This window comes from Myxococcus sp. AB056, assembly GCF_006547365.1.
Lineage (GTDB): Bacteria > Myxococcota > Myxococcia > Myxococcales > Myxococcaceae > Myxococcus > Myxococcus virescens.
Window position 1 is genome coordinate 38,042 of sequence record NZ_VHLB01000032.1, and the last position, 26,738, is coordinate 64,779.

The 26,738-nt window shown below is 68.9% G+C and carries 26 protein-coding genes; 16 read left to right on the forward strand and 10 right to left on the reverse strand.

The features are described 5' to 3' along the window. Positions 1 to 31 precede the first annotated feature (31 nt). A complete protein-coding gene (locus tag FMP39_RS16295) occupies positions 32 to 1,477 on the forward strand; it encodes a TrkH family potassium uptake protein (RefSeq protein ID WP_141591110.1) in 1,446 nt (481 codons plus the stop codon). 9 nt (positions 1,478 to 1,486) lie between these two features. Next, positions 1,487 to 2,143 (forward strand): TrkA family potassium uptake protein, encoded by a 657-nt coding sequence (locus FMP39_RS16300; RefSeq protein ID WP_141591112.1) that lies wholly within the window; start codon positions 1,487 to 1,489, stop codon positions 2,141 to 2,143. 51 nt (positions 2,144 to 2,194) lie between these two features. Here the strand turns inward: FMP39_RS16300 and FMP39_RS16305 are convergent, their stop codons facing one another. Beyond that, the gene (locus tag FMP39_RS16305; RefSeq protein WP_141591115.1) at positions 2,195 to 2,908 is read right to left on the reverse strand and encodes a sulfite exporter TauE/SafE family protein; all 714 of its coding nucleotides are present in this window, start codon (positions 2,906 to 2,908) and stop codon (positions 2,195 to 2,197) included. A gap of 49 nt (positions 2,909 to 2,957) precedes the next feature. On the opposite strand from FMP39_RS16305, the gene FMP39_RS16310 reads away from it, so the two are divergent. The 8 genes from FMP39_RS16310 (at position 2,958) to FMP39_RS16345 (ending at position 13,034) form a co-directional block, all read left to right on the forward strand. After that, positions 2,958 to 5,492, forward strand: coding sequence for a heavy metal translocating P-type ATPase (locus FMP39_RS16310; RefSeq protein ID WP_141591117.1), 2,535 nt, complete (start codon positions 2,958 to 2,960; stop codon positions 5,490 to 5,492). Then, positions 5,489 to 5,680, forward strand: coding sequence for a cytochrome oxidase (locus tag FMP39_RS16315; protein ID WP_141591119.1), 192 nt, complete (start codon positions 5,489 to 5,491; stop codon positions 5,678 to 5,680). Before FMP39_RS16310 ends, FMP39_RS16315 begins: the two co-directional genes overlap by 4 nt. 4 nt (positions 5,681 to 5,684) lie before the next feature. Then, the gene (gene ccoN / locus FMP39_RS16320; protein WP_141591122.1) at positions 5,685 to 8,066 is read left to right on the forward strand and encodes a cytochrome-c oxidase, cbb3-type subunit I; all 2,382 of its coding nucleotides are present in this window, start codon (positions 5,685 to 5,687) and stop codon (positions 8,064 to 8,066) included. Next, the gene (locus FMP39_RS16325) at positions 8,066 to 8,248 is read left to right on the forward strand and encodes a cbb3-type cytochrome c oxidase subunit 3 (protein ID WP_141591124.1); all 183 of its coding nucleotides are present in this window, start codon (positions 8,066 to 8,068) and stop codon (positions 8,246 to 8,248) included. The genes ccoN and FMP39_RS16325 overlap by 1 nt, the downstream gene beginning before the upstream one ends. Then, positions 8,238 to 8,789 carry a c-type cytochrome gene (locus FMP39_RS16330; protein WP_090490134.1) on the forward strand — a complete coding sequence of 184 codons (552 nt, stop codon included), beginning with the start codon at positions 8,238 to 8,240 and terminating at the stop codon, positions 8,787 to 8,789. Before FMP39_RS16325 ends, FMP39_RS16330 begins: the two co-directional genes overlap by 11 nt. Before the next feature lie 20 nt (positions 8,790 to 8,809). After that, positions 8,810 to 10,231 (forward strand): cytochrome c oxidase accessory protein CcoG, encoded by a 1,422-nt coding sequence (gene ccoG, locus FMP39_RS16335; protein ID WP_141591126.1) that lies wholly within the window; start codon positions 8,810 to 8,812, stop codon positions 10,229 to 10,231. 839 nt (positions 10,232 to 11,070) lie between these two features. Beyond that, positions 11,071 to 12,444, forward strand: a complete 1,374-nt coding sequence (gene hemN, locus FMP39_RS16340) for an oxygen-independent coproporphyrinogen III oxidase (protein WP_141591128.1) — start codon at positions 11,071 to 11,073, stop codon at positions 12,442 to 12,444. 11 nt (positions 12,445 to 12,455) lie between these two features. Beyond that, complete coding sequence (locus FMP39_RS16345; RefSeq protein WP_194858421.1) at positions 12,456 to 13,034, forward strand: hemerythrin domain-containing protein; 579 nt, start codon at positions 12,456 to 12,458, stop codon at positions 13,032 to 13,034. A gap of 73 nt (positions 13,035 to 13,107) precedes the next feature. Here the strand turns inward: FMP39_RS16345 and FMP39_RS16350 are convergent, their stop codons facing one another. Both FMP39_RS16350 and FMP39_RS16355 read right to left on the reverse strand, forming a co-directional pair. Then, the gene (locus tag FMP39_RS16350) at positions 13,108 to 13,776 is read right to left on the reverse strand and encodes a DUF4476 domain-containing protein (RefSeq protein WP_228558038.1); all 669 of its coding nucleotides are present in this window, start codon (positions 13,774 to 13,776) and stop codon (positions 13,108 to 13,110) included. A gap of 193 nt (positions 13,777 to 13,969) precedes the next feature. Further along, on the reverse strand, positions 13,970 to 14,578 hold the full coding sequence (locus tag FMP39_RS16355; protein ID WP_141591135.1) for a 2,3-diphosphoglycerate-dependent phosphoglycerate mutase: 609 nt from the start codon (positions 14,576 to 14,578) through the stop codon (positions 13,970 to 13,972). A gap of 169 nt (positions 14,579 to 14,747) precedes the next feature. Between FMP39_RS16355 and FMP39_RS16360 the strand changes: the two genes are divergently transcribed. After that, the gene (locus FMP39_RS16360; RefSeq protein WP_141591137.1) at positions 14,748 to 16,016 is read left to right on the forward strand and encodes a crosslink repair DNA glycosylase YcaQ family protein; all 1,269 of its coding nucleotides are present in this window, start codon (positions 14,748 to 14,750) and stop codon (positions 16,014 to 16,016) included. A gap of 114 nt (positions 16,017 to 16,130) precedes the next feature. Here the strand turns inward: FMP39_RS16360 and FMP39_RS16365 are convergent, their stop codons facing one another. Then, positions 16,131 to 16,592 carry a YaiI/YqxD family protein gene (locus FMP39_RS16365; protein WP_141591139.1) on the reverse strand — a complete coding sequence of 154 codons (462 nt, stop codon included), beginning with the start codon at positions 16,590 to 16,592 and terminating at the stop codon, positions 16,131 to 16,133. A 490-nt stretch (positions 16,593 to 17,082) separates the two neighbouring features. Between FMP39_RS16365 and FMP39_RS16370 the strand changes: the two genes are divergently transcribed. Both FMP39_RS16370 and FMP39_RS16375 read left to right on the forward strand, forming a co-directional pair. Then, positions 17,083 to 17,532, forward strand: coding sequence for a hypothetical protein (locus FMP39_RS16370; RefSeq protein ID WP_228558039.1), 450 nt, complete (start codon positions 17,083 to 17,085; stop codon positions 17,530 to 17,532). Positions 17,533 to 17,585: 53 nt separating this feature from the next. Further along, entirely contained in the window at positions 17,586 to 17,984 is a 399-nt protein-coding gene (locus FMP39_RS16375; protein ID WP_090490125.1) for a GFA family protein, read from the forward strand. Between the two features lie 34 nt (positions 17,985 to 18,018). Here the strand turns inward: FMP39_RS16375 and FMP39_RS16380 are convergent, their stop codons facing one another. The 3 genes from FMP39_RS16380 to FMP39_RS16390 form a co-directional block, all read right to left on the reverse strand. After that, a complete protein-coding gene (locus FMP39_RS16380) occupies positions 18,019 to 19,071 on the reverse strand; it encodes a lipase secretion chaperone (protein ID WP_141591142.1) in 1,053 nt (350 codons plus the stop codon). Between the two features lie 23 nt (positions 19,072 to 19,094). After that, on the reverse strand, positions 19,095 to 20,021 hold the full coding sequence (locus FMP39_RS16385) for a triacylglycerol lipase (protein ID WP_194858422.1): 927 nt from the start codon (positions 20,019 to 20,021) through the stop codon (positions 19,095 to 19,097). Between the two features lie 258 nt (positions 20,022 to 20,279). Next, the gene (locus FMP39_RS16390; protein ID WP_141591146.1) at positions 20,280 to 20,918 is read right to left on the reverse strand and encodes a hypothetical protein; all 639 of its coding nucleotides are present in this window, start codon (positions 20,916 to 20,918) and stop codon (positions 20,280 to 20,282) included. A gap of 235 nt (positions 20,919 to 21,153) precedes the next feature. On the opposite strand from FMP39_RS16390, the gene FMP39_RS16395 reads away from it, so the two are divergent. Further along, positions 21,154 to 21,516: a DoxX family protein gene (locus FMP39_RS16395; RefSeq protein ID WP_141591189.1), complete on the forward strand. Its 363-nt coding sequence runs from the start codon at positions 21,154 to 21,156 to the stop codon at positions 21,514 to 21,516. Between the two features lie 170 nt (positions 21,517 to 21,686). On the opposite strand, the gene FMP39_RS16400 is transcribed toward FMP39_RS16395, so the two are convergent. Further along, positions 21,687 to 22,727, reverse strand: a complete 1,041-nt coding sequence (locus tag FMP39_RS16400) for a serine hydrolase (protein ID WP_228558041.1) — start codon at positions 22,725 to 22,727, stop codon at positions 21,687 to 21,689. Between the two features lie 173 nt (positions 22,728 to 22,900). Here FMP39_RS16400 and FMP39_RS16405 point away from each other — a divergent pair, with 173 nt between their 5' ends. Further along, a complete protein-coding gene (locus FMP39_RS16405) occupies positions 22,901 to 23,269 on the forward strand; it encodes a hypothetical protein (RefSeq protein WP_141591150.1) in 369 nt (122 codons plus the stop codon). Between the two features lie 11 nt (positions 23,270 to 23,280). Here the strand turns inward: FMP39_RS16405 and FMP39_RS16410 are convergent, their stop codons facing one another. After that, positions 23,281 to 24,195: a serine/threonine-protein kinase gene (locus tag FMP39_RS16410; RefSeq protein WP_141591152.1), complete on the reverse strand. Its 915-nt coding sequence runs from the start codon at positions 24,193 to 24,195 to the stop codon at positions 23,281 to 23,283. Positions 24,196 to 24,329: 134 nt separating this feature from the next. Here FMP39_RS16410 and FMP39_RS16415 point away from each other — a divergent pair, with 134 nt between their 5' ends. After that, entirely contained in the window at positions 24,330 to 25,250 is a 921-nt protein-coding gene (locus FMP39_RS16415) for an RluA family pseudouridine synthase (RefSeq protein ID WP_141591154.1), read from the forward strand. Between the two features lie 12 nt (positions 25,251 to 25,262). Here the strand turns inward: FMP39_RS16415 and FMP39_RS16420 are convergent, their stop codons facing one another. Continuing rightward, on the reverse strand, positions 25,263 to 26,693 hold the full coding sequence (locus FMP39_RS16420; RefSeq protein WP_141591156.1) for a hypothetical protein: 1,431 nt from the start codon (positions 26,691 to 26,693) through the stop codon (positions 25,263 to 25,265). Positions 26,694 to 26,738: the final 45 nt, after the last annotated feature.

Genomic DNA, 26,738 nt, shown 5'->3' on the forward strand with positions numbered 1-26,738 from the left:
CTCCGCGGCCCGGTTCGAGCATGGGAAACTGGTGGAACGCCCCGACTTGGTGGATGGTCTCCCCAGCCCCGTGGACTCCTTCCTTCGTTCACCCCTCCGCTGGCTCTGGCTGCGCTGGTTCTCCATCTCACCGGCGGCGCTGCTGGCGCTCTCCTTCGCGGTCCTCATCGCGGTGGGGACGGCGGGGTTGCTCTGGCTCCCGGCGTTGTACACGGGCCCGCGCCTGGGCTTTCTCGACGCGCTCTTCACCATGACGAGCGCGGTGTGCGTGACGGGGCTCTCCGTGGTGAACGCCGCGACGGCCTTCACCCGCTGGGGGCAACTGTGGTTGCTCGTCTTCATTCAGTTGGGGGGCCTGGGGCTGGTCACCCTCACCACACTCGTCATCGGCGCGTTGGGCCGACGGCTCTCCCTCCGCAGCGAGGTCATCGTCGGTGCGCCCATGGACTACACGCACCGGCAGAACGTGGTGTCGCTGACGCTGCGGGTCGCGCGCTTCACCTTGGGGGTGGAGGCGCTGGGGGCGTTGTTGCTGTGGCTGCTGTGGCTGCCGCGCTTCGGCTGGAAGGAGGCGGCCTGGCACGCCGTCTTCCATTCGGTCAGCGCCTTCTGCAACGCCGGGTTCTCGACGTTCAGTGATTCGCTGGTGGGCTTCAACCGGGAGCCCCTCACGCTCCTCGTCATCTCCTTCCTCATCATCATGGGGAGCCTGGGCTACCTGTCGAGCGAGGAGGCGCTGCGTTGGTGGCGCAGCCGCGACCAGCGCTCCCGGCGGATGAGTGTGCACACCTTCGCGGCGCTGCTCGTCACCGGGGTGTTGCTGGTGGGCGGCACCGTGCTCTTCGCGCTCTTCGAGTGGCGGGGAACGCTGGCGCCCCTGGGCTACGTGGACCGGGTGGCCAACGCCTGGTTCATGTCCGCCACGGCGCGCACGGCGGGCTTCAACAGCGTGAGCTACTCCGAGGTGAGCAACGCGAGCGGCTTCTTCACCATCCTGCTGATGGTGGTGGGGGGCAGTCCTGGCTCCACGGCCGGGGGCTTGAAGACGACGACGCTGGCGGTGCTGGGCGCGCTCGCCTTCACGCGCATCCGGGGCCGCCGGCACGCCGAGTTGCACGGCCGCGCCATCCCGGAGGGGACCATCGAACGCACGGTGTCGCTGGCCCTCATCGCCTTCGGGGTGATGACGGCGGCCGTCTTCGTGCTCTCCTTCACGGAGGGGCGCGGAGCGGAGTCGGTGCAGGCCGCGCGCGCCAGCTTCCTGCCCGTCTTCTTCGAGGTGGTCAGCGCCTTCTGCACGGTGGGGTTGACCATGGATATGTCGCCCAGCCTGAGCGTGGCGGGCAAGCTGCTGATCATCGGGCTGATGTTCGTGGGACGGTTGGGGCCGCTGTCCTTCTTCGCCGCCCTCAGCCTCCGAGCCCGGACGCACCTGCGGCACGTGCGCCCCGCGCAAGAGGACCTCATCGTTGGTTAAGGAGCACGGATGAAGCGCATCATCGTGGTGGGCCTGGGCAACTTCGGCTCGGTCATCGCCGCGCGCCTGCATGAGCAGGGGCATGACGTCATCGCCATCGACCCGCGCCCGACAGTGGTTGACGCCCTGGGCGCGCGCGTATCCAAGGCCATGGTCGGAGACGCCACGCAGCGCCAGGTGCTGGAGGAGGTGGGCGCGCGGGGGGCGGACGCCGCCATCATCTCCACGGGAGAGGACCTTTCGGCCAGCATCCTCGCGCTGCTCGCCCTGCGAGACACGGGCATCCAGGACATCTACGTGAAGGTCCGCTCGGATGACCACGCGCGCATCGCCAACGCGCTGGGGGCCACCGAGAGCATCTTCCCCGAGCGGGAGAGCGCCCTGGGACTGGCCAGCCGCATCACCAGCGGCCGGCTCCTTCAGTACGTGCAGCTGGGAACGGAGTTCGGCCTTCAGGAGATGCCGGTGCCGGAGGCCTGGTATGGCAAGAGCCTGCGCGTGCTCGCCCTGCCGCAGCGCTACCGCGTGCACGTGGTGGCCGTGCATGACGTGCTCCAGGACCGCATGCTCCCGGTGCCGGACCCGGACCGGCTGCTCACCCCGTCCGACGCGTTGCTCGTCGCGGGCGAGCCCTCCGCGCTCGAGGCCGTGGCCGCGCTGCGCTGAGCTCGTGGCGCGGACGGCTCGGTACTTTCGCCCGGAACGCCCGCGCCCTTCTCAGTGACAACTGGCTCCGCCGGCGTTCACGCTGACCGCGCGGTAGACGAGCACCGCCGCCGCCGCCAGCGGCACCGCCCGTTGGAGCAGCAGGGACATCCACTTCGGACGGTGCTTCCACAGCGCCGCCTGAAGCTGCGCCCCCAGCAGGGCGGGCAGGCCGCCAAGCGCGAACGCGGCGAGCACCAGCGCTCCGCCTCCGAACGAACCGCTCGCCAGCGCCACCGCGAAGACGCCATAGAGGAGGCCACAGGGCAGCAGCGGTGTGACCGCACCCATTGCGCTCGCGCGGCCCGTCCACGAAAACTTTGCGCCCCAGCGCGTGACATGCCGCGCGAGGTTCGCCATGCCCGGCAGCGGGCGCAGGCGCTTGCCCAGCTCCAGCGCGGACGCGACCAGCGCCACCGCCATCAGCCAGGGAAGGTAGGGGCGGGTGGAGACCGCCAGCGCCTGGGTGACGCCTCCACCCAGCATGCCCAGGGCGCCGCCCACGAGGGCATACGCGCCCAGGCGCGCTCCCTGGTAGGCGACGACGGCCCGGCGGCGCTCGGGGCCTGGCACGCTGGGGAGACCCGCGCAGGCCAGCGGTCCGCACATGAGGAGGCAATGCACGCTCCCCGTGAGCCCCACCACGAAGGCGCCCAGTGCGCCGGCGATGACGGTGGGTTCGGAGGTGTGCAGCAGCGAGGCGAGTGCGGCCGGTTCGGGCGACATGAACGCCGTGCATCGCAACAGGCATGCCGTTCGCAAGGTGACATCGTGAATGCCTGCCCCCACGACATCGGAGCCTGCTCCGGCCGCCTGTCTTCACTGCGGCAGCCCCGTTCCTCCAGGGGGCGCGGCGCGCGACTTCTGCTGTGTGGGGTGCGAGGCCGTGCACGGCCTGCTCGTGGAGCAGGGGCTCACGCGCTACTACCAGCTCGCGCAAGGAAAGACGGCGCCAGCGCCTGAGCTGCGCAAGGAACGCGCGTTCGCGTGGCTGGAGCCGCTCATGAGCCGCGCGGAGGCGACTCCTGGCCCCTTGTGCGCGCTCGAGCTGGACGTGCAGGGCATCCACTGCGCCGCATGCGTGTGGCTGATGAACGAGCTGTTCCGCCGGCAGCCGGGCGGGGCGGGTCTGACGGTGGACCCGGCCCTGGGCAAGGTGCGGATGCTGTGGCGGCGCGGCGCCTTCGACGTGGCGGAGTTCCTTCGCGGCGTGGAGGGCTTTGGCTACCTCTTCGGACCCAGCCGCAAGCGCCCGGAGCGCACGAGCCTGGACCTGCCCATCCGCCTGGGCATCTGCGCCGCGCTGTCGATGAACGTGATGCTGTTCTCGGTGAGCTTCTACGTGGGGCTCACGCCGGAGGATGGCGATGTCTTCCGTCTCTTCACGCGGTTGAGTCTGTGGCTGTCGTCCGCGGTCGTGGCGGTGGGAGGCTGGCCCTTCTTCCGCTCCGCGCTTCAGGGCTTGCGGCGCGGCGTGCTGCACCTGGACCTGCCCATTGCCCTGGGCATCCTGCTGGTGTTCGGCATGTCGCTGGCGCAGGCGCGCGGAGGGCGCGGCGACCTGGCGTACTTCGACACGCTCAACACCTTCGTCACGCTGATGCTGGTGGGGCGGTGGCTCCAGCAACGTGTGTTGGAGCGCAACCGGCGCTTCCTGCTGGATGACGACGGGGCGGAGGGGCTCTTCGTGCGCAGGGAAGAGGGCGCACGCCTCGCCACCGTGCGCGCCGCCGAGGTGGCCGACGGGGACGTGCTGGTGATTGCGCCGGGGGACCTGGTGCCAGTGGACGCGGTGCTGCTCGATTCGGGGGCCCGCGTGTCCACGGATTGGATTACGGGCGAGCCCGGCGAGCGCGCGGTGGGGCAGGGCGGTGCGTTGCCCGCGGGCGCTTTCAACGCCGGGCGCGAGGCCGTGCGTGTCCAGGCGAAGCAGGCGTTCACCGACTCGCCGCTGGTGGCCTTGCTCCGCCGGGCGCCCACGGACGCCGGGCGCCCCGCGCTGCACACCCGCTTCTGGGACCGTGTGTCGCGCCGCTGGGTCGTCACGGTGCTCTTCGTCTCCGCGTTGGGGCTCGCGCTGTGGTGGCCCGCCGGGCCGGACAAGGCATTGGAGGTGGCGGTTGCGCTGCTGGTGGTGACGTGCCCGTGCGCCATCGGCATCGCCACGCCGCTGGCCTACGAGTTGGTCCAGGCGCGCCTGCGTCGCGGCGGCTTCTTCATCCGGAGCACGGACCTGCTGGACCGGCTGCCGCGCGTGCGAAAGGTGCTCTTCGACAAGACGGGGACGCTGACGCTGGGGCGGCTGGAGCTGGTGGACCGCGCCGCGGTGGCGGGGTTGACGCCCGCGTCGCGCGACATCGCCTTCGACCTGGTGTCGCGCAGCAACCACCCCGCCAGTCGCTGCCTCGCGGCCGCGCTGGCTCGGGAAGGCGCGCGCTTCGACTCGGAGGCGCGTGTGTCGGAGCTCGCGGGCCAGGGGCTCGAGCTGAATCGGGAAGGCGTGCGCTGGCGGCTGGGCCGCGCGGACTGGGCCACCGAGGCGCGTGCGGTGGAGACAGGGCATCCGGACCGCAAGCCCACGGATGGCGCGTCGAGTGCGTGGGGCAGCCCCGCGAGCCGCCACTCCAGGCCGAGTGGGCGTGTGGAGGTCCTCCTCTCCGGTTCGGGCCTCGCCGCGGGCCCGGTGCTTACCCGTGACGGCGTGCCAGTGGCCTTCTTCCAGCTCCGGGAGTCGGTACGTCCCGACGCGCGCCGTGAGGTCCAGGCGCTCCAGGGCGAGGGCCGCGAGGTGTGGCTCATCTCCGGGGACAGCCAGGGCCGCGTGAGTGACATGGCCGCCGCGCTGGGCATCCCCACCCAGCACACCCTGAGTGGCCAGCGTCCCGAGGACAAGGCGGAGGCCGTCGCGAAGCTGGACGCGGCGGACACGCTGTATCTGGGTGACGGCGTCAACGACAGCCTCGCCTTCGAGCGAGCTCTCTGCGCGGGTACGCCCGCCATCGACCGGCCGGTGATGCCCGGCAAGAGCGACTTCTTCCTCCTGGGCGAGGGCCTGGGCGCCATCCGCGAGGCACTGCGGTTGTCGGCCCGGTTGCGCCAGGTGGTGCGCCGGCTGCTGGTCCTGGCGGTGAGCTACAACGTGGTGGCCGTCGCTGTGTGCCTCGCGGGTTGGATGACGCCTCTGCGCGCCGCCGTGGCCATGCCCGCCACCAGTCTGGCCACCGTGCTCTTCACGGTGTGGTGGCTGTCCGCCTCACGCGAGCGCGCTGCCGCCTCGCCCACGCCGCCGCTCCGGGAGGTGCCGGCATGAACGTCCTCATCCTCCAGGTCTTCGTGAGCCTGATGCTCGTCGCCAGTTCGGTGCTGCTGTTCGTCTACAGCGTGCGCCACCGCGACCACGAGCACGCCGACCGGCTCTCGCTCTTCCCGCTCGAAGACGACAGCGCCCGTCCGGCGCCTGGCGCCCCCGAGCCCCCGTCCTCCGCTTCCCAGGAGTGAAGCCGTGCATCAGCAACGAATCATCTATGACGACACCACGGTCCGGCGCTTCATCATCGCGTCGGTGCTGTTCGGCATCGTGGGAATGGCCGTAGGGGCGCTGGCGGCCAGTCAGCTCGCCTGGTGGCAGGCGAACCTGGGCATCCCCTACACGACCTACTCCCGCCTGCGCCCGCTGCACACGAACGCGGTCATCTTCGCCTTCGTGGGCAACATGATGTTCGCGGGCATCTACTACTCCACGCAGCGTCTGTTGAAGACGCGCATGGCGTCGGACCTGCTCTCGAAAATCCACTTCTGGGGCTGGCAGCTCATCATCGTCGCGGCGGCGATTTCGCTGCCCCTGGGCTTCACCACCTCCAAGGAGTACGCGGAGCTGGAGTGGCCCATCGACGTGGCCATCGCCGTCATCTGGGTCGTCTTCGCCATCAACTTCTTCTGGACGCTGGCGAAGCGCCACGAGAAGAACCTCTACGTCGCCATCTGGTTCTACATCGCGACCATCGTCACGGTGGCGGTGCTGCACATCGTCAACAGCCTGGCGCTGCCGCTGTCGGGGATGAAGAGCTACTCCGTCTTCGCGGGCGTCCAGGACGCGCTGGTGCAGTGGTGGTACGGCCACAACGCCGTCGCCTTCTTCCTCACCACGCCCATCCTGGGCATCATGTATTACTTCCTGCCCAAGGCGGCGGAGCGGCCGGTGTACTCGTACCGGCTGTCCATCATCCATTTCTGGGCCCTGGTCTTCATCTACATCTGGGCCGGTCCGCACCACCTGCTCTACACGGCGCTGCCGGACTGGGCGCAGTCGCTGGGCATGATTTTCAGCGTCATGCTGTGGGCGCCGTCGTGGGGCGGCATGCTCAACGGCCTGCTCACGCTGAAGGGCGCCTGGTACAAGCTGCGCGAGGACCCCGTCCTCAAGTTCCTCATCGCGGGCGTCACCTTCTACGGCATGGCCACCTTCGAAGGGCCGCTGCTGTCCATCAAGTCGGTGAGCGCGCTGGGCCACTACACGGACTGGATTGTCGGCCACGTCCACAGCGGCGCGCTGGGCTGGAACGGTTTCATGGCGGCCGGCATGTTCTACTGGCTGGTGCCCAGGCTGTACGGCACGAAGCTGCACTCGCCCAAGGCGGCGGACGCGCACTTCTGGCTCGGGACGGTGGGCATCCTCCTCTACATGGTGTCGATGTGGATCAGCGGCGTCACGCAGGGCCTCATGTGGCAAGCGGCGAACCCTGACGGCACGCTGCTCTACCCGAACTTCGTGGAGACGCTGCTGGCCATCCGGCCCATGTACATCGTCCGCTTCGTCGGCGGGTCCATGTACCTGGTGGGCTTCATCATGATGGCGTGGAACCTGTGGAAGACGGCCCGCGCCGGCAAGGCCGTGGACGGGGAGACCACCGTCGTCGTGGAGCCGCCCACGCCCGTCACCGAGCCCGCCCCCGCCAAGGCCCCGACGCCTGGCTGGGTGCAGGTCGTCACGGGCCGGCCGTTGGTGTTCGCCATCGCCATCCTCACCGTGACGATGTTCCTCGGCTGGGCGAAGCCGGTCCGCGCGGTGGTGCTGATGGGCGCCATCATCGCCTTGGGCGAGTTCGCCTGGATTGTCACCCGCAGGGACCGTGAAGCAGGCCGTCCGTCGTGGTTCGGCCTCATCGAGGGCAAGCCGCTGGCCTTCACCGTGCTCACGCTCATCGCCATCCTGATTGGCGGTGTGGCGGAGCTGCTGCCCACCATCATGCTCAAGCAGGCGGTGCCGGCGCACGGCCAGGCGCAGGAGCCGTACTCGCCGCTGGAGCTCCAGGGCCGCGACCTCTACGTCCGCGAGGGTTGCTACACCTGCCACTCGCAGATGATTCGCCCCTTCGTGGCGGAGACGCAGCGCTACGGCGACGTGTCCCGCGCGGAGGAGTTCATCTACGACCACCCCTTCCAGTGGGGCAGCAAGCGCACGGGCCCGGACCTGCACCGGCTGGGCGGCAAGTACCCGAACCTCTGGCACTACACGCACATGATGGACCCTCGGGCGACGAGCCCCGGTTCCAACATGCCGCCGTACCCATGGCTGGCCGAGCAGCGCATCGTCGTGAAGGACGCGCCGAAGAAGCTCGCGCTGATGCAGCGGCTGGGCGTGCCGTACAGCAACGCGGACGTGGACAGCGCCGAGGCGCGACAGAAGTCCCAGGCGGAGGGCATCACCGCGGACCTGGCGGCGCAGGGTGTCCAGGTGGCGTGGGATTCGGAGATGGTGGCCATCATCTCCTACCTCCAGCGCCTGGGCCGTGGGCCGCAGGACCTGCCCGCGCCGCCGGAGAAGGCGCCCGCGCCGCCGGACCGTTTGCCTGCCGCCACCATCGCCAGTGAGGAGGGCCGCTGATGTACAAGCAATTCTATCAAGGGATGTCGCTCACCGAGCTGCCACTCTTCGCCTTGGTCCTGTTCATCGCGGTGTTCCTCGGCGTCGTCGCCTGGGTGTTCATGGCGCGGCGCAGCGGGGACTTCGACGCGCTCGCGCGGATGCCGCTGAGCGAGCAGGGGGAGGGCCGCCATGAGCAGTGACAAGCCGCTGGTGCACTCCGTCTATGACGGCATCGAGGAACACGACAACCACCTGCCCAACTGGTGGCTGTTCATCCTCTGGACGTCCATCATCTTCAGCGCGGGGTACTGGTTCTGGTACCACATCGCCGAGGCGGGGCCTGGACAGCTCGGTGAGTACGCCGCTGAGTCCGCGGAGGTGGCGAAGCGCGCGTCCGGAAACGCGCCGGCGTCGGACAGCATGCTGCTCGCGCTGGCCAAGGACCCGGCCTCCCTGGAGAGCGGCAAGCAGGTGTTCCAGGCGAACTGCGCGGCCTGTCACGGCGTGCAGGGGCAGGGCTCCATCGGCCCCAACCTGACGGACGCGTATTGGATGCACGGTGGCGGCCCCATGGCCATCCACAAGGTCGTGGCGGACGGCGTGGTGGCCAAGGGCATGCCCGCGTGGGAGCGCACCCTGGGCGCCGAGCGCGTCAAGGCCGTCACCGCCTATTTGCTCACGCTCAAGGGCACCAACGCGCCTGGCGGCAAGGAGCCGCAGGGCGAACCCGAGCAGCCGTAGCTCACGGAGAGGAAGCAGCCATGTCGGCGGCACCGCAGCGGGATGGCCCGCGCATCGACCAGCTCACGTCCATCCACGCGGATGGTTCGCGGCTGGCGCTCCACCCGGCGGACGTGCACGGCCGGTTCATCAATCGGCGGCGGGTGGGCTTCGCGGTCCTCATCGCCATCTATCTGGCCCTTCCACTGGTGGAGGTGGGGGGCCACCCGGCGGTGCACCTGGACGTGGCGGCGCGCCGCTTCTACCTCTTCGGGGGCACGTACAACGCGCAGGACTTCTGGCGCGTCCTGTTCCTGCTGACGTCGGTGGGCTTCGGCCTGCTGTTCTTCACCGCGTGGCTGGGGCGCGTGTGGTGCGGCTGGGCGTGTCCCCAGACGGTGTTCCTGGAGGCGCTCTATCGTCCCATCGAGCGGTTCATCGATGGGCCCCGGGAGCGGCGGCTGAAGGCCGCGAAGGAGCCGTGGACGCCCGTGCGCGTGGCGCGGGCGGTGCTCAAGCATGGCGCGTACGTCGCGGTGTCGCTGCTCATCTCCCACGCGGCGTTGAGCCTCTTCGTCTCGGCGGGAGGGCTCGTCGCGATGGTCGCCGACGGCCCGGTGGCTTCGCCGGTGGCCTTCGCGTGGGCCATGGCCGTGACGGGCGCGCTGTACTTCAACTTCGCGTGGTTCCGTGAGCAGCTCTGCGTGGTGGTGTGCCCGTATGGCCGCCTCCAGTCGGCGATGCAGGACCGGGACTCGCTCATCGTCGGCTATGACACGCGGCGCGGAGAGCCCCGGGGCCGTCTCATCAAGGCCGCTCCAGGTGTCCCGGCCCCGCCTCCGCGCGGCGACTGCGTGGACTGCTTCAAGTGCGTGGCTGTGTGCCCTACGGGCATCGACATCCGCAATGGCTTGCAGATGGACTGCCTCGCGTGCACGCAGTGCGTGGATGCGTGCGACGGCGTCATGGACAAGCTGGGCCGGCCGCGTGGGCTCATCCGCTATGACTCGCTCAACGGATTGGACGGGCAGCCACGGCGGGTGCTCCGGCCCCGCTTGTTCATCTACGGCGCGTTGATGCTGGTGGCGGTGGTGGGCTTCACGCTGAGTCTGGTGCGGCGCGTGCCCTTCGAGGCGAACCTGCTGCGCTTCCAGGGCATGCCCTACGTCGTCGAGCAGGGCACGGTGCGCAACCAGTTCGAGCTGCACCTCGTGAACAAGAACCCCTCCGAGACGGTGCTCACCATCCGCGTGGACAGTCCCGTGCCCGCGAAGGTGGTGGTGCCACAGGCGCAGGTGACGCTCGCCTCGCTGGAGAGCTTCCGAGTGCCGCTGTTCATCACCGTGGAGCGCAGCGGGACGGAGCTCCCATTCCACTTCACCGTCGAGGTGGCCGACGCGGCCTCAGGTGAAGTGAAGCGCATGGAGGCCCGCTTCCTAGGGCCTGCCGCCAAGGGCGGTTGACATGATTTGATAGAGAAATGCCAGGTGACGTCGATGAAGAACGTCACCTGGCTCGGCTTCTCACGGTGGACAGTGGTTCATCCGGTCCTGGGCAAACCGCTCATGGCGGCTGAAAGCCCAGTGGCAATCAGGTGTTCGTGTCCGTGTCCGTGGCCACACAAGTCGCGGTGCAGTAGCTCTCGCAGGCAGTTCGCATATAGGCCTTCGTCTTCGTGGCCGGGACCAAGCACGTTTCGGAGTCCCATGGGAACTCGGTGCCATCGTCTGGGCACGTCCACCATCCGTGCAGGGAGCAGGCCTGGGCGCTTACTTCGTTCGACTCAGTCGAAGTTTCCGGCGTTCCCTCCGGGGCGGAACCTGGGCCACACGCCGTCATGCCGAGTGCAATGCAAAATGCTGCTGCCAACGTAGTTGACGCACGCTTCATGTTGGGTCTCGTTTCGCTAGTGGAGGATGGTTTCTGCTTCCGGGCCCGTCTTGGCAGGCAATTCTTGTCTATTGGTTTTGGTTTGAATTGTCGAATGATGGTTGCGTGTGGGAAGGATTTGAATTGAGTCTTGATGGATTGAGCGAGGTGTGGACTGTGTTTGTTGTTGCGGCGGTTTAAAGATCCAGTTTGGGTGTGCTGTGAACCTGGCTCCTGTTGTGGCAGGTGGTACGTCCCAATTGGGAAGCCGATGCGTCCCTTGTGGCGCTGAAGTTCGGGACATCCGTTTGTTTGTGCAGGACTTGCACAGGGCCTGGGGGGAGTCGCAAATCGTGCGCGATCCTCGCCGGTTTCCGTCCCCGTCCCGTCCTGGATGCTCCTGGCACGAGGCTTGGAATGGTGAAGCGGTGAGATGGAGCCCCCCCGCCAGGACGTCCCCACGCCACCCGAAGCCCTGCTGAGCCGGTACGACGTCTCCGGCCCGCGCTACACCAGCTACCCCACGGCGCCCGAGTGGCGGAAGGACTTCGGTCCGGAGCATCTGGTGGAGCGGCTCGAGCGTGCAGGCTCCCGGGAGCATGCCGAGCCGCTGTCGCTCTACGTGCACTTGCCCTTCTGCCGCAGCCTCTGCTGGTACTGCGGCTGCAACGTCGTCATCAGCCGGGACCGGGCCGCGGCGGACCAGTACATCGACCATCTGGAGATGGAGTTGGACCTGGTGGTGCAGCGGCTCGGCTGCCGGCGCTCCTTGTCCCAGATTCACTGGGGTGGAGGGACACCCACCTTCCTGGATGAGCGGCAGCTCGAACGGCTGTGGACGGCGCTCACCCGTCGCTTCCGCATCGCGTCGGACGCGGAGGTGGCCATCGAAATCCACCCGGCCGTGACGACGCCCGGCCAGCTCACGCTGCTGCGGAGCATGGGCTTCAACCGCGTGTCCATGGGCCTGCAGGACTTCGACGCGCGCGTGCAGGAGGCCACCAACCGCATCCAGTCCCCGGAGGAGACGCGGGCGCTGCTGGAGCACGCGCGGCTGCTGGGCTTCAAGGGCGTGAACTTCGACCTCATCTACGGCCTGCCGCACCAGGACGCCGAGGGGTGGGCCCGCACGCTGGACACGGTGTTGTCGATGCGGCCGGACCGGCTGGCCGTCTACTCCTTCGCGTTCATGCCCGAGGTGCTGAAGCACCAGCGGCGCATGCCCGCGGAGGCCATTCCCAGCGGGCGCGCCAAGCTGGAGTTGTTCCGCTCCGCCTACTCGGCCTTTGTGTCCGCGGGCTACCGGCCCATCGGCATGGACCACTTCGCCGTGCCCGAGGACGAGCTGGCGCGCGCGCAGGCCGAGCGCCGGCTGGGCCGCAACTTCCAGGGCTACACCGTCAAGGCCGCGTCGGACGTGGTGGCCATTGGCAGCACCGGCATCAGCGATGTGGATGGCGCGTATGCGCAGAACGTCCGCGCGCTGCCGCGCTACTACGAGCGCGTCTCCCAGGGCTGCCTGGCCACGGAGCGGGGCTTGTCCCTGACGGCGGACGACCAGCGCCGCCGCGCGGTCATCACCCGGCTCATGTGCAACTTCTGGGTGGACCTGGGGGCGGACGGCGCCGACTACTTCGCGCCGGAGCTGGAGCGGCTGCGCGCGTTCGAGGCCGATGGCCTGGTGACGCGCACCGGCTCGCAGTTGGAGCTGACGCCCATGGGGCGGCTCTTCGTCCGCAACGTGGCCATGGTGTTCGACGCGTATCTCGCGGGGACGGAGCGCCCCCGCTTTTCCCGCACGGTGTGAAGGGGTCGGTCATGGATGCATTGGACGTGTTGAACCAGGAGCACCGCCACATCCAGCGCGTGCTGGTCGTCCTGGAGCGGGCGGTGGCGAAGGGCCGTGATGGGGAGTTCGTCTCGGCCTCCCTCTTCCTTCGCGCCGCGAACTTCTTCCTCACCTTCGTGGACGGCAGCCACCACGCGAAGGAGATGGTGCTCTTCCAGACGATGGTGGCGCACCGGCTGCCGCTGGCGCCCGGGCTGCTGGCCCAGGTGTCTGGCGAGCACGGCACTGGCAGCGAGCACGCGGTGGCCATGCTCTGCGCGGCGGAGGCGATGCTGCGGGGCGGGGAGACGGACCCCGCGCGCATGCTCGACGCGGCGGATGATTGGTTGCGCCTGTACCGGGGGCACACCGCGGTGGAGGAGGCGCAGGTGTTCCCCATGGCGCGGCGGCTGCTGCCCGCGGGAATCCTGGACCGGATGCGGACGCGCTTTGCCCGAATCGAGGCGTCGCATGGCTCGCTGGCGGAGGCCGCGGAGGCCATGGAGCGCGCCTTCACGCCCGTCCCGGCGGGACGTCTCTTCCCGCGCGGACCGGTGTGCTCGTTCTAGAACGCGACGGGCGCCGCGGAATCACTTCCCGCGACGCCCGGAGTCCTGCTGTCTGCCTGTCTGCCCGCGCGGCTCAGCGCTGCGAGAGAATGTCGTCCAGCCGCTTCTTGTCGCTGGAGAAGGTGAAGTGGCTGTAGAGCGTGTGGCTGTTCTGCGGGTCCAGGATGTACGGCTTCAGCTCGCGCACCACGGCCAGCTTGTCCTGGGTGAACTGGAAGTTGCCCAGGAGCTGGCCCACCTGGGAGACCAGGAAGTAGTGGTGCTGGGCCGCCGAGACGAGCACGCGCATCTTGTCCTCGGCGAAGGTCTGCAGGGAGATGGAAGAGTGGATGCGGCGCAGCTCGCTGTCCGAGATGGGCCGCACCACCGGCTGCGGGGGCGGCATCGGCGCCGGCGGCGGGAGGACGGTGGCCAGCAGCGGCGCCCTGTTCACCAGGTCCTGCACGGAGTTCAGCGTCTCCTTGGCGTTGCGGAACTTGTTGCGCTCCTGCCGGTTCATCCGCTGCTCGGCTTCCTTCAGCAGCTTCTCCAGCCGCTCCAGGCGCTCGTTCAACTCCCGCCGGTCCACCACCACCTGGCTGCCGCTGTGCTGCGGCGGGTAGTTGGGCTGGTGCGGATGGTGCGGCTGCGGCATCTGCTGCCCCGGCGGCGGGCTGGGCGGACGGCGCATTTCCGCCTGGGCGTGGGCATCCAGAGAGGGAAGGGCGAAGAGGAGAGCGAGGGAGGTGATCAGGGCCTTCATGGGGAGCGTCCTTTCATGTGCTCGAAGCATCTGACGCGCCGGGGCCGGTTCCATTCAACCGGACGCGGTAGGGCGTGCAGCCTGCCTCCGGACCACGGAAGTTCCCCCTGGAGCGGCCTGAGCCGTCCTCGCGCCGCCGTGCGTATCCCATGACTCCAGGGGGATGGGTAGTCCCCCTGTGCCTTCACCTGAATCAGGGGGACGCGGTGCGCTTGGACAGCACCTCGCCGTCCGGCGACATCTCGTAGACGAGCGGCACCCCGGTGGCCAGCTCCAGCCCCACCACCTGCTCTCCCGTGAGGTTGTCCAGCTTCATCACCAGGGAACGGTTGGAGTTGCCGTGGGCCACCACCAGCACGTTCTTCCCCAGGCGCAGGTCCCCGGCGATGGCGCGCTCATAGAACGGCAACACGCGCTCCGCCGTCATCTCCAGGGACTCGCCGTTGGGGGGAGGCACGTCGAAGGAGCGGCGCCACACCTTGATTTGCGCGTCCCCCCAACGCTTCGCGGCGTCCGCCTTGTTGAGCCCCTGCAGGTCGCCGTAGTTGCGCTCGTTGAGGGCGGCGTCCCGGATGGTGGGGACCTGCTGTCCCAACGAGCCCAGGAGGATGGACAGCGTCTCCTGCGCCCGGATGAGCGCTGACGTATAGGCGACGTCGAACGTCATCCCTTTCAGCGCCTCCGCCGCGCGCCGGGCCTCCTGGCGCCCCTGGTCGGTGAGGGGGACGTCGACGAGGCCGGTGAAGCGGTTCTCTTGATTCCACAGCGACTGACCGTGTCGGACCAGGACGAGGGTAGGCATGGCCTCCAGGTAATCCAGAAGCCCTGGGGCGGCCAGGGGTGTACGCGTCCACCCGGGGCCGGGCGTTCCAGGCTCCACAGTCTCGCGCTCCGTTCAGGCTGCTTTCTCACGCGGTGCCCCTGGTGGAGCCGGGGCCCGTCGCACTAGAGGGAGCGGAGGAGGAGACACCATGGCTCGCAAGGTCGCCGCATCCGCTGATTCCGCGCTGAGCATCACCCTCGCCCGCGCCCGTGCGCACTGGCTGCGGACGCAGGGGCTCGCGGAGCCGCTGAAGGGGAGCCTGGAAGAGGTGGTCGCCGCGACGGGCTGGGTGCGGACGCTGGGTGGCGTGGACGTGTACCTGGCGGTGCGGGCCCGAGTGCCGGGGCTGCGGCGGGCGGACCTGGACGCGGCGGCGGAGGCGTCCCAGCTCCAGGTGATTCCCGCGGTGCGTGGCTGCATCTACCTGGTGCCTCGCGTCCACGTGCCCCTGGTGATGCGCGTGGCCGAGGAGGCGTACCGCAAGCGGGCCGACCGCGAGCACGAGAAGGTGGGCCTGGACGCGAAGGAGCTGGCGGACGTGGCCGAGGCCGCGCTGGTGGCGCTGCGCAAGGGCCCGCTGTCCTCGGACGCGCTGCGCAAGGCGATGCCCGCGGGCGTGGTGCGCAGCCTGGGCGAGGTGGGCAAGAAGGTGGGCCTGTCCTCGACGCTGCCGCCCGCGCTGCGCCACCTGGAGTTCGAGGGCAAGGTGGAGCGCCGCACCGAAGGCGGGCGGCTGGATACGGAGCGCTACCTGTGGCGGCTGACGGCTCGCAACCCCTTCACCGGGGCCAAGGTGCCCGCCGCGGCGGAGGAGCGCAACGCGCGGCTGGCGGCCCTCTTCTTCCGCCAGTTCGGTCCGGCGACGGTGGAGGACTTCGCGGCGTGGTCGGCCTTCTCGCAGCGGGACGCGAAGGCGGCCGTGGCGCGGGCGGGGCTGGTGCCGGTGGCCGTGGAGGGGTACTCGGAGGCGGCCTATGTGCCCGAGGACGCCCTCGCTGAGTTGCGAAAAAAGGTCCCCGCGGCCACGTCCGTGTCCCTGCTGCCCGCGCATGACCTGTATGTCTCGTCGCATGGCGGGCCCGCCTGGGTGACGGACCCCAAGCACCATGGCATCGCGGTTCCGACGTGGGGTTCCGCCAAGGGCGGCACCCTGGGAGCGGCCGCCCACATCTTCGTCCGCCCCGTGCTGGATGCGGAGCGGCTGGTGGGGCTGTGGGAGTTCGACCCGAAGGCGGACGACGTGGTGTTCCACACCTTCGAGCCGCTGGCGCCCAAGCGGCGCAAGGCCGTGCAGGCCTTGGCCGAGGACACGGCCACGTTCCTTCGAGAGGACTTCAGCCTCGCGCGCAGCTTCAGCCTGGACAACGAGGACTCCGTGCAGAAGCGCGCGGACTTCGTGAAGTCGCTGGGGAAGTAGGCCGGAGCCTCAGCCTTGGCGCAGCGGCGTGAAGCGGCGCTGCATCTCCTCGGGGGACACGTTCTCGATGCGGGCGTTGAGGGCCCAGCGATGGCTGGATGGCGCTCTCAGGTTCTACTTGGGCTCCGCCTTCACCAGCCGGGTCAGCTCCCGGTCCAGGGCGCCTGCGAACTGCTGCCGGTCCTGTGCCGAGTAGCCGTCCGGGCCTCCGGTCGTCACGCCGCTCTCCCGAAGCTCCTGCATGAAGTTCCGGACGGAGAGCCGCTCGGCGACGTTCTCCTCGGTGAAGACCTCTCCGCGCGGGTCCAGCACCACGACGCCCTTGGGCACCAGCAGCGCGGCGAGCGGGATGTCCTGGGTGACGGCCAGGTCTCCCGGCTGTGCCTGCTGGGCGATGTGCCGGTCGGCGACGTCGAGGCCCGCGCCCACCTGCACGCTGGAGACATAGGCCAGCCGGGGCAGGGAGATCGCGTGGTTGGCCACGAAGACGGTGTGAACCTTCACGCGCTGGCCAGCACGCAGGATGATGTCCCGGACGGGGCCCGGGCAGGCATCGGCATCGACCCAGATTTTCATACGGGGACGACTATCTCAGGATCCGCGCGCGGACTCACCCACTGCGCGCCGAACGCCCGTGCCTTCTGGCCCATGGCCCAGCGCGGACTCACGCGGGCGCGGTGGCTGCTCCCAGTCCGCACGGCCCTTCTGTCGGTGCCCAGGACCCGCAGGTGCTCTCCCTGTGACAGCGTCTCCAACGGGCGACAGGGATGCCTTGCACGCCGGTGGGGACGAACGGCCCGGGGGCGGGGGACACAAACCGTGAGAGGCAATCCCTTGCGGTCGTCATGACGCGATGTGTTGCCCGGGATGGGAGACGTCGGCTGGGGGCTTTGTGGAAGGACTGGCGGTCGCATCTATGATGACGCCCATGCCTCTATTTTCAATGCGTGTCGTGATTCCAATCATTGCCATCGCCCTGCTCACCTCGGCTTGCGGTACCGACGCCACGGGGGAATGCCAAGGCACCCTTCTGGGCACCCGTGTGAAATGGCCCATCGATGGTGAAATGTCCCGGTGGATCCGCAATGGCTCCGGCGGGAATGGGCAGCACGGCACCTGGATTGACCTGAGCTACGACCCCAAGGGCACCGCGGGTATGACGAGGTTCGGCGTGGACATCCGGCTCGTGAATGGGGCCGTCGTCAGCGGCGGGCCGGTGACGGTGGCGTTGTCCAACGAGGATGGGCAGCGGCTGGTGCCAGCGGCGGACTCGCTGGTGGTGGACTGGCTCGCCAGCGTGGCGACACACTCGACGACGGGCTTTCCCGAAACGACGGGCATGCCGGTGGCGGGCTCGGTGACCCTGGACGCGGTGAATGATGACCTGGCCGCGGGCCGCTTCGTCTATCGTTACAGGGATGGCAGTGAGCTGACCTGCACCTTCAACGTGCCGTCGCCGGAGCGGGCCGCTGGCTTCTTGGACGGGGACTACGAAGACGATGATGATGACGATTGAACCCTGTTCATGAATTGCGCACTCGCTCGGGGTGTGTGTTGTAGAACGAGCGCATGAACAAGAACACGGGTGGCTGCTTTTGCGGAGCGGTGCGGTATGAGGTGAGCGCGCCGCTGACGGCGGTGACGTACTGTCATTGCTCGAAGTGCCGCAAATGGCATGGGCACGTCGGGGCCTACGCGGCCGTGGACCGGGATGGCTTCCGGCTCACGGAGGAGCACGGCCTCAAATGGCACACCGTCTCGCCCACGGTGCGGCGCGGCTTCTGCGTCGAGTGCGGTTCCAGTGTGCTGTTTGATGAAGCGCCTTCCGCGAAGATGTCGATTTGCGCCGGGACGTTGGAGTCGCCCACCGGCATCCGCGAGAAGGCGCACATCTATCTGGGCAGCAAGGGGGACTACTACGACATCACTCCGGGCCTCGTGGAGTACGACACCTTCCCTGGGAAGTGAGCACCCGCTTGCTCACGCCCCGGTGCTGTGAGGCTCAGGGAGCTCTGGCCGCCGCGTCGATGGCGTCCAGGGCCTCCACCCGCAAGCGCTCCTCCGGGGTGAAGGAGTCGAACAGCAGCCGCTGCACGGCGGCCTGACGCGCGGCGGGGTTCGGCTCGGACTGGCCTAGCGCCTCCCGGCGGGAACGGAACTCCGCCAGCCGCCGCTTCCACTCGGCCTCCTCGCGGTCCATGGCCTCCAGCCGCTCGGTGGCCTCCGCGCCCACGGTGGCCAGCCGGTGCTGGCGCAGGTCCTCGGCCGACGCACCGGATTCCACCAGCTCGCGTTCCACCGCCTGCTGCCGCAGGGGGCGCAGCGCCTCGTCGCGGCTGGCGCGGTATTCCTCGGGGAGTTGTTCATCCAGCGCGGCGATGCGGCGCTCGCGCTCGTCGGGCGACAGCGTGGTGTCCTGCTGGAGCTTCATCCGCTCCACTGACACCGCGTCCACCCGCTCCTCGTCACCGAAGAGTCCCTCCGCCCAGGGGCCCAGGTGCTCGCGGCGCAGCTCGCGCAGGGACTCCAGCCGCGCGCCCACGTCCAGCTCCGCGCCCCGTTGGTTCGCCGCGAAGGTGCGCGCCGCGTCGCGATACGCGAGGTAGTCATCCAGCACGCGCACGGCTTCCTCCATCGCCGCGGCTGGCAGATTCTTGGCCCGCAGCGAGGCGAGGATGCGCTCGCGGATGACGGGCAGCCCTTCCTCGCCCATCGCGGAAAGGTAGTAGTCGAACAGGCGCCGCAGGTCCGCCGACACCACGAGGTGACCCGACGCATCCACCTGCACCGAGCCATCCTCCTCCGTGTCCTGGAGCGAGCCCGGCATGGGGGGCAGGGCCGGCGCGGCGGAGGTGGTGTCCGCGGGCGACGCGGTGGGCACGGCACGTTGCGGAGCCGGTGTACCCACGCGCGGCGCGGAGGGCATCGACGGTGAGACAGCGGCGACAGCGGGCCCGGGCGGCGTGGGCGTCGCCCGGGCCTTCCACCATGAGAACACGCCCGCACCCAGCAGGGCGCACAGCGCGGCTACGGGAATGACGGCGCGGCTCTTCATGGCGGTCCTTCGCGCGCGGCCGTCTAGAGGCCGAGCCCCTTCAGGCGGTTGGCATGGTTGCGGAACACCGTCTTCGGGTTGGTGAAGAAGGCGGTGAGGCCCAGCACCTGGTTCACCTCGTCCAGGTGGTTCATGTCGTAGTTGTCACGCAGCACCGTGCCGAAGTGCGAGCTGCACCTGCCGACCAGGCCGTCGTTCGCCTCGCTGTAGAAGAACGAGCTCAGCTTCATCGGGTAGTCGGACGCGTCGAACAGGTTGGTGAAGGGGTCCGTGCCGGACCAGGAGTAGTAGCGCTGGCCCTGCGCCCCCGTCGCGGCGCCCTGGCCGCAGCTGCTGGAGGGGATGCCCGCCGGGTACTTCTGGTTGAACGCCGCCGTGCCGGACTTGCTGAGCGCCGCCAGCGCGCCAATGGCGTCCTGCGGGCTCGTCTTCCCCGACAGCAGCCCCAGGACGGTGCCCAGGTTGTTGGCGAAATAGGCCAGCACGCTCTCCGTGAAGGAGCCGCCCCGGAGGTTGGCGCGCAGGTAGTCCGCCAGGTCCGCGCCCTTGTGCGGAGAGCCCACCGTCGTCACGGACGCCACCAGGTCCGGGCGCACCGCCGCCACGTAGCGCACGTCCAGGCCGCCGTGGCTGTGGCCAATGAGGTTCACCTTGCCCTTGCCCGAGCGCGCGACGATGTCCTTCACCTGCGCCAGCAGCGCCTCGCCACGCTGCTCCGTGGTGTTGAACTGCGGAACGCTCGTCACGTACACCGTCGCCCCGCCCGCGCGCAGGTCGGAGCCGATGCCATAGAAGTAGTCGTAGACGCCAAACAGCGAGTCGAAGCCCGCCATGCCGTGCGCCAGCACGATGGGATAGCGGGTCTGCGTTTGGGTATTCGCGAGCGCGGGTTGCGCCCACAAGCCAAGTGCCGCGACAGCCAGAACCAGTGTCCGGACAGCGTTTCGCATGAGGAGGGGCTCCTGTTCGGGGGACGGGTCCACTGCGGATTGACCCGCGAATCAACGCGTAGGCCAATCACAGACCAGAATCAAGGCGCCCCCTGCATTATCAGTAAACCGGGCGAGGCCAGTTGTCGCATGCTCTTGCTGTGTTGCGTCAAGGGCTCACGGCGCGGTGCGTTGGGCAGAGCCCGGGCTGCGCGAGCGCATCACGGCGCGGCGCGGACCGCGCGCAAGAAGACGACCTGGCGTTGGCGTTCGAAGGGCTTACGCCCCGGGCTGTGTGGAGGGATTGCCCGCGGGCGGGAGGAAGCCCGCTTCGTAGTCCGCGAGCAGCTCCGGGAAGACAATGCACTTCTGCGTTTCGGGATACACGCCGGTGGAGTAGCGGATGGCGGCATAGCCGAAGATTTCGGTGAACAGCGCCAGCTTCGCCTCCGCGGGGGCCCGGCGGACGTGGTCGTGGAAGGCGAGCACTTCTCCCTCCAGTGAGAAGGGCCGCGCGTACATGGCATGGGGAATCACGTCATGGACGATGCGGAAGACGCAGTTCTCCTCCGGCGTCCACAAGGGATGCTCGCAGTGCTCGGTGTTGATTTCGAGCTGTCCCCGCTCCAGGTCCGCGACGATGTCCTCCGGGCCTGAGTAGACGGTGCGCGTCGAATAGCGGATGGACAGGCAGGGCCGGACGGCTTCGTAGACGTCGAAGGCGTGGGCCAGCAGGGCTCGCCAGGAGCCGCTGCATCCCTCATCAAGGTGCCGGGCGTCGGCCGCATAAGCATCCGTCACCCGGGTGGCGAACGCCAGCAGGGCGGCGGGTTGGAATGCGCGTGGCGCTGGGTCCGCATAGGCGGTGAGCGGAAAGCGTGAGTCAATGCGCTGGCGCAATTCGTTCAGCAACGTCATGGAACGACCCCCATGATGGCCATTGGAGCGCGCGGCCAACCTCTCCGTCAACAGCGCATCCTTTCCCGAATGGGTTTGTTCGCTGCGCCTCGTCCCTTGTGGAGAAGTGTGTGGGGTCGTTAGATCGGCGAGGCTTCCAGGTCCCACTTCCACCCAGGGCGTCTCTCTCATGTCGAGCACTTCCTCCGCCGCCTCCCCGGCCTCCACGCAGTCCGCCCCTGCCGCCAAGGGATGGATGCTCTGGCTGGGACGCATCTTCACCGGGCTCGTCGTCGCCACGCTGGTCTTCAGCGCGTCGAAGAAGCTGGGGCAGTCACCCGAAGCCATCCAGGGAATCGAGAAGTCTGGCTACCCTGGCTCGGTGTTGCTGGCCATTGGAATCACCGAGCTCCTCTGCATGGCGCTCTACGCGGTGCCGCGGACGGCTGTCTTGGGCGCCATCCTCGTTACGGGCTACCTCGGCGGCGCCACCTCGACGCACGTGCGTCTGTCCGAGCCGTTCATCGCCCCCATCCTCGTGGGCGTTTTCGCCTGGGCGGGGCTTTTTCTGCGGGACGCACGTCTCCGGGCCTTGCTGCCCCTGCGCCGCTCGCCCTGAGCACGCGCCACGGTTCCTCTCCTGGAGTCAGGCTTTCGTTGTCTGAGGACGGGCGCTCATTCTCCGGGCGCCCACGAAGTCCAGCACCGCGTTCCGCTTCGCCGCGTCCGACGAGGGAAAGACAATCGCGTGGGGCGGACTCACCCCGGCGGGCGCCGAACCTGGGCCTCCTACGGGAGGAGGCGGGAAAGCAGCTCGAGCCCTGGGGCTTGCAGGGGGATGCGCCCACGGAGCGCGGAGAAGAAGGACCAGCCATGGTTCGCCAGCAGCACCACGCCCGCGTCTGCCCCGGCGGCGAAGCCCATGAAGCTGGTGTAGCCCCGGATGACGGAGGCGCGCCACACCACCGGCTGACCACGCACCTGCGTCACGCGCCACCCGAGCCCCATCTTCCCAGGGGTCGCCTCCGCGTGCGGCACATGGGTCAGCTGCAGGGCACGCACGACGCCCGCGTCACCCCGTCCGAGGTTCGCATCGAGGAAGCGGAGCAGGTCGGGAGCGGTGGAGTAGGCGGCGCCAGCTCCCGGCAGGGCGGGGAAGGTCCATTGGGGGATTGGTTTGCCTCGCGCCGTGTGGCCGGGCGTCAGGCGGGGCTCCTGTTCCTCGGACAGGCGCAGCGTGGTGTCGGCCATGCCCAGGGGCTTGAAGAGCAGGTCCCTCAACGCATGTCCGTAGTTGAGCCCCGCGCGCCGGGAGAGCGCGTGGCCCAGCACACCCATGCCCAGGATGGAGGGCGCATAGCGGCGCGGCGGCGGCCATTCCGGCTGATAGGTCTGGAGGAACGCTCCGAAGAGTCTCGCGTCGTAATGGCCGAAGGGGTCCTCCATCGTCTGGGCGTCCTGCTCCAGGTTGGGAGGCAGGTGGGGCATTCCCGAGGTGTGTGTCGCCAGTTGCTCCAGGGTGATGCGGCCCGCCGTGGCATCCGCGAGCAGCGACCGGGGAATCACCTCGGACAGGGGCATGTCGAGCCGTGCCTTGCCCTGGTCCACGAGCAACGCGAGGAGGGCCCCCGTGAAGACCTGGGTCAGCTCGCCCAGCGCGAAGAGGGCGCTTTCAGAGGGCGGAACGCCTTTGCTCCGCAGCGCTTCGACGTGATGCACGCCTCCCTGGGTGATGCCGGCGCAGAGGGACGCCGTGCGATATCCGCGCACGTAGGCGCGGGTGGCATCCTGGAGCAATTCACCGGGGGGCGGCTTCGGCACGGAACGCATGGCGGGCCTTCTACACCATGTGTCCGGAGCGGCCAGGGAGGGCCGGCGTCGGGGCGTCCGCGCCTTGCTGTCACACGCCTGCACGGGAATTGACGGAATGTCATTCGTCCGTCGTGCCGGAGCCGACCAAGTGCGCGGAATCTTGGGAATGAGGCGTTGGAACGGCATGTGTAATGGCCTCCTGGCAACAGGAGGTCCACGCCATGCCCGTTTGCCGTCCGCCCGTTTCCCCTGGGTTTTCCGCCACGCGTCACTTCGTCGAGCGCAGCTCGCTTCGGCAGCTTCGTGACGATGTGCTCGACTTCATCCTGGAGTTTGGCATCCGGACCCGGGCGACGGGCATGACGCACGTCACGGTGCTGGAGCGGGAGCTGCCTTGGGCTTGGCGGAGCCTGGATGTGGCACGGCAGGCGCGTGGGTGGATTGTCCTGCTCAATGACGAGGAGCGCCTCATCACCTGCTACCGGCGCGGCGATGCGAACCGCTTCATCCGCCGCAAGCCCAAGCACCGCATGTCCGGTGTCCAGCTCCAGGGCCTCTGAGCGGAATGCGCTCACGCCGCGCGCAGCAGCAGGAACATCAGCATCGCCAGCAGCGCGGCGATGCCCACGGTCAGAGGGCCCAGCGGCGCACGTTGGGTCAGCAGTCGCCGCGCGGAGATGGCGCTGTCGGGGCGGTCCTGGATGGCTTCCGAGAGCAGGCTTTTCAGCAACCGGCGCAGGTGCCGGGGCACGCCCTGGGGAAGTGGCTGCGTCTCCGGCATGCCTCCCGTGAGCGCCTCGTGCAGGACGCGCCCCACCGCATGCAGGTCCGACTGAGGGACGGCGCGCCCCCACTGTCGTTGCTCGGGGGCCTGGTATCCATGGGCACCGGGAGGCACGAGCGACAGGCCGAAGTTCGTCAGCATCGCGCCGTCCTTCGCGAGCAGGATGTTCTGGGGCCGCACGTCACCGTGGACAAGCCCTGTGTCGTGTGCGGCGCCGAGCGCATCGAGCAGTCGCAGCGCCAGTTGCTCCACCTCTTGGAAGGGCAGTGCGTTCACCCGGTCCAGTCTCGTCTCCAGGTCGGGCGCAATCTCGGGCTCCAGGGCGTACCAGCAGTGGCCGCGCTCCTCGCCCACCGCCAGGACGCGGACGATGCCTGGGTGGCGGAGGCTCCGCAGTGTCTCCGCCTCCCGGTGGAAGCGCGCTCGCGCCTCCGCATCCGCTGTCACCGAGGAAGACATCACCTTCACCACGCACGGCCCCACATGGCCTTCCGCTGCGTAGAGCCAGCCCGTGGCGTCGGTGCCCAGGCGGGAGTTCAACTGGAAGCCCGCCAGGGATTCACCCGTGAGGTCCGGCTCCAGCGGTGTGCCTCGCGTCTGCGCGCCGTGCGTGAGGTCCGCACCGCAGGCGGCGCAGGTGCGTCGCGGGCCTGCCTCGGCGCCAGGGTGGGGCGTTTGACATGTGGGGCAGGTCGGATTCACGGGGCCGGGCCGGGTCGATTCTTCGCCATCTTCCGGGCCGTCCTCGTCGTCCGCAAGCCATGCTCCCGTGTGGCGTGGTGGGGACGGTGTCCAAGGCCGTTGACTCGCCCCTCGCGTTGAGGGACGGGAAGTGCATGGCACAGCAGAAGGTCCAGGTTCCTCGTGAGGCCGCCGGTGAGCGGCTCGACCGCTTCCTGTCGAAGCAGGTCCCAGGCATCAACCTGGAGCGGGCCCGTGCCCTGATTGATTCGGGAGCGGTTCGCATCCGAGGCAAGAAGTGCCAGCCCACGCGCAAGCTGTGGGGCGGTGAGGAGATTGAGCTCGAAAGGCCCGAGCCACGCGCCGCGCCGGTGGTCTCTTCTGAAGGGCCGGTGCTGCCAGTGCTTCATGACGATGCGGCGCTGGTCATCGTGAACAAGCCTCCGGGCATCGTGGTGGAACCGGAAGGGCGCGCGGCCTCCGTGGTGGGGTTGCTCGCCGCGCAGCGGCCGCCCTTCGATGTGGAGGGCCTGGCCCAGCCCGGGGTGGTGCACCGCCTGGACCGGGAGACGAGTGGCTGTCTGGCCTTCGCACGCACGGATACGGCCGCCGCCGCGCTTCTGCGCTCCTTCCAGGAGAAGCGCGTGGACAAGCGCTACTGGACGCTGGTGCTGGGGCAGCCGCCCGCGCGGGGCCGCCTGGAGGGGCCCTATTCCAGAGACCCGGCGGACCCTCGGCGCTTCACCACCCGCGTGCCCTCCGCGCGTCGTGCGGCGCTCTCCTTCGAGGTTCGCGAGCGCTTCGCGGATGCAGCGTTGCTGGAGATCGACCTGGACACGGGCCGCACGCACCAGGTTCGCGTGCAGCTCTCCGAGGCCGGGTTCCCCGTGCTGGCGGATTCACTCTACGGTCCGCCGGAGGCACGCGCGCATGTCGCGGCACGGGCGTTGGGCCGGCAGGCGCTGCATGCCTTCACCTTGGAGCTGCCGAGCCCTGCTACGGGTCAGCCCGTCCGTGTCGAGGCGCCATTGCCCGAGGACTTCCAGCGCGCTCTCACGGTGCTGCGGGGTGGGTGAGCGCGGTCGTCCCTAGAAGCGCACCTGGAGCAACAGGTTGCCGCCCACGATGTCCTGCGAATCCCAGACGACCACTGCTGCGCCCGTGTCGCCATCCGCGTAGGTGGTCTGGTTCGGATCGCGTGTGTAGAAGAGCTCGGCCAGGACACCTGCGACCTCGCCCAGGTCCCACCGGGCGGTGGCCTTCGCGGTGAGGATGGGGCTCCGGTCTTCGCCCTCCGGCAAATAGGAATACAAGGTGGTGCCTCGAACGATGAGGGGGTTGATGCGTGGCCACATTGGCAGTGGAACCATCGACTTCAGTGTGGCCGGGGCGGTGACGCGGACGAGGAAGCCGGGCGTGAGCCCCCAGTCTTGGAGGAAGTAATCCGCCCCCACCGTCGCGGACAGCTCGGCCAGCGCCTCCATCTGTTCGAACAGGGCGCCGCCCGTCGGGAAGAAGCCCGGGTAAGAAAGCACCATGAACGAGGGCGTCCTGTAGTACGCGAGCGCGTGAAGCCGGAGCTGGTCCCACTTGAACCGAGTCACCAGCGCCGCGGCGTGCGCTGCTTGCTTTCGCATGGCACCCGGCACGGTCGACTCACTGTCGATGAGCCGCTGGGAGACGTAGCTCCCTTCCAGTGCGACATGGGCTCCAAAGCCACCGGGATAGACGTCGGGGGCGAAGAAGCGCTCGAAGAAGGTCGGGTCTCCCTCGTAGAGCGCCAGGTCGACGTTCGCTCCGACGGGGACGCCATGGCGCCACATCACTCGCCCGGACACGCCGCGCGTGTAGATGTCGCCCTCCGAGCCGCTGATGTAGGGCAAGCTCCCGGGGCCCAGGTCGAGGTTCGCGGCCCCGGCTTCCACCCGGAAGGCCGGGGAGAGGTTCACCCCTGCACCCACCAGGAGCATGAGGCGCCGCTCCAGTTCCTGGGTCACGCCGTTCTGCATGCTGGGGAGCTTGGCGGCGACGAATGCATCCCATCTCCGCCGCGACAGGCGCAGCTCCACGGCGGGTTCGCCGTCATCTCCCGAGCGCGTGATTGACGAGATGCGTGCCCATGCCACCGGGTTCTCGTAGCCCATGTGCAGCCGGGTGGCGCTCACCGGGAACACCGTCAATGCCAGGCGCTCATCGGGCGCCCAGGAGGAAGGCCGGTACCGGAGGCCGAAGAAGCTGGCGTTGTCCTGAAGAATGGTACCGGAGACGGCGACCGGATTGATGAACAGCGACAGCCTTGCTTCGGCGCGCAGGCCGGACGCCAGCTCCGCCGTGCGCGCGTCCAGCGCGACGTGGAACCGCGTGGTGGCATCAGGGGCGCCGAAGTCGGTGTCTCCTGCGAGGAAGGACAGGCGCGTCTGGAGGAAGGAGCCTTTTGACGCAGCGGGCTCCGTGGAGACGGACTCCGGGCTCTGTCCCAGAGCGATGATGAGCGAGGCGGCGAGGAGCGAGGGCGTCATGGGCGCGCCGACATAGCCCAATTGCTGACATGTTGGCTATGTCAC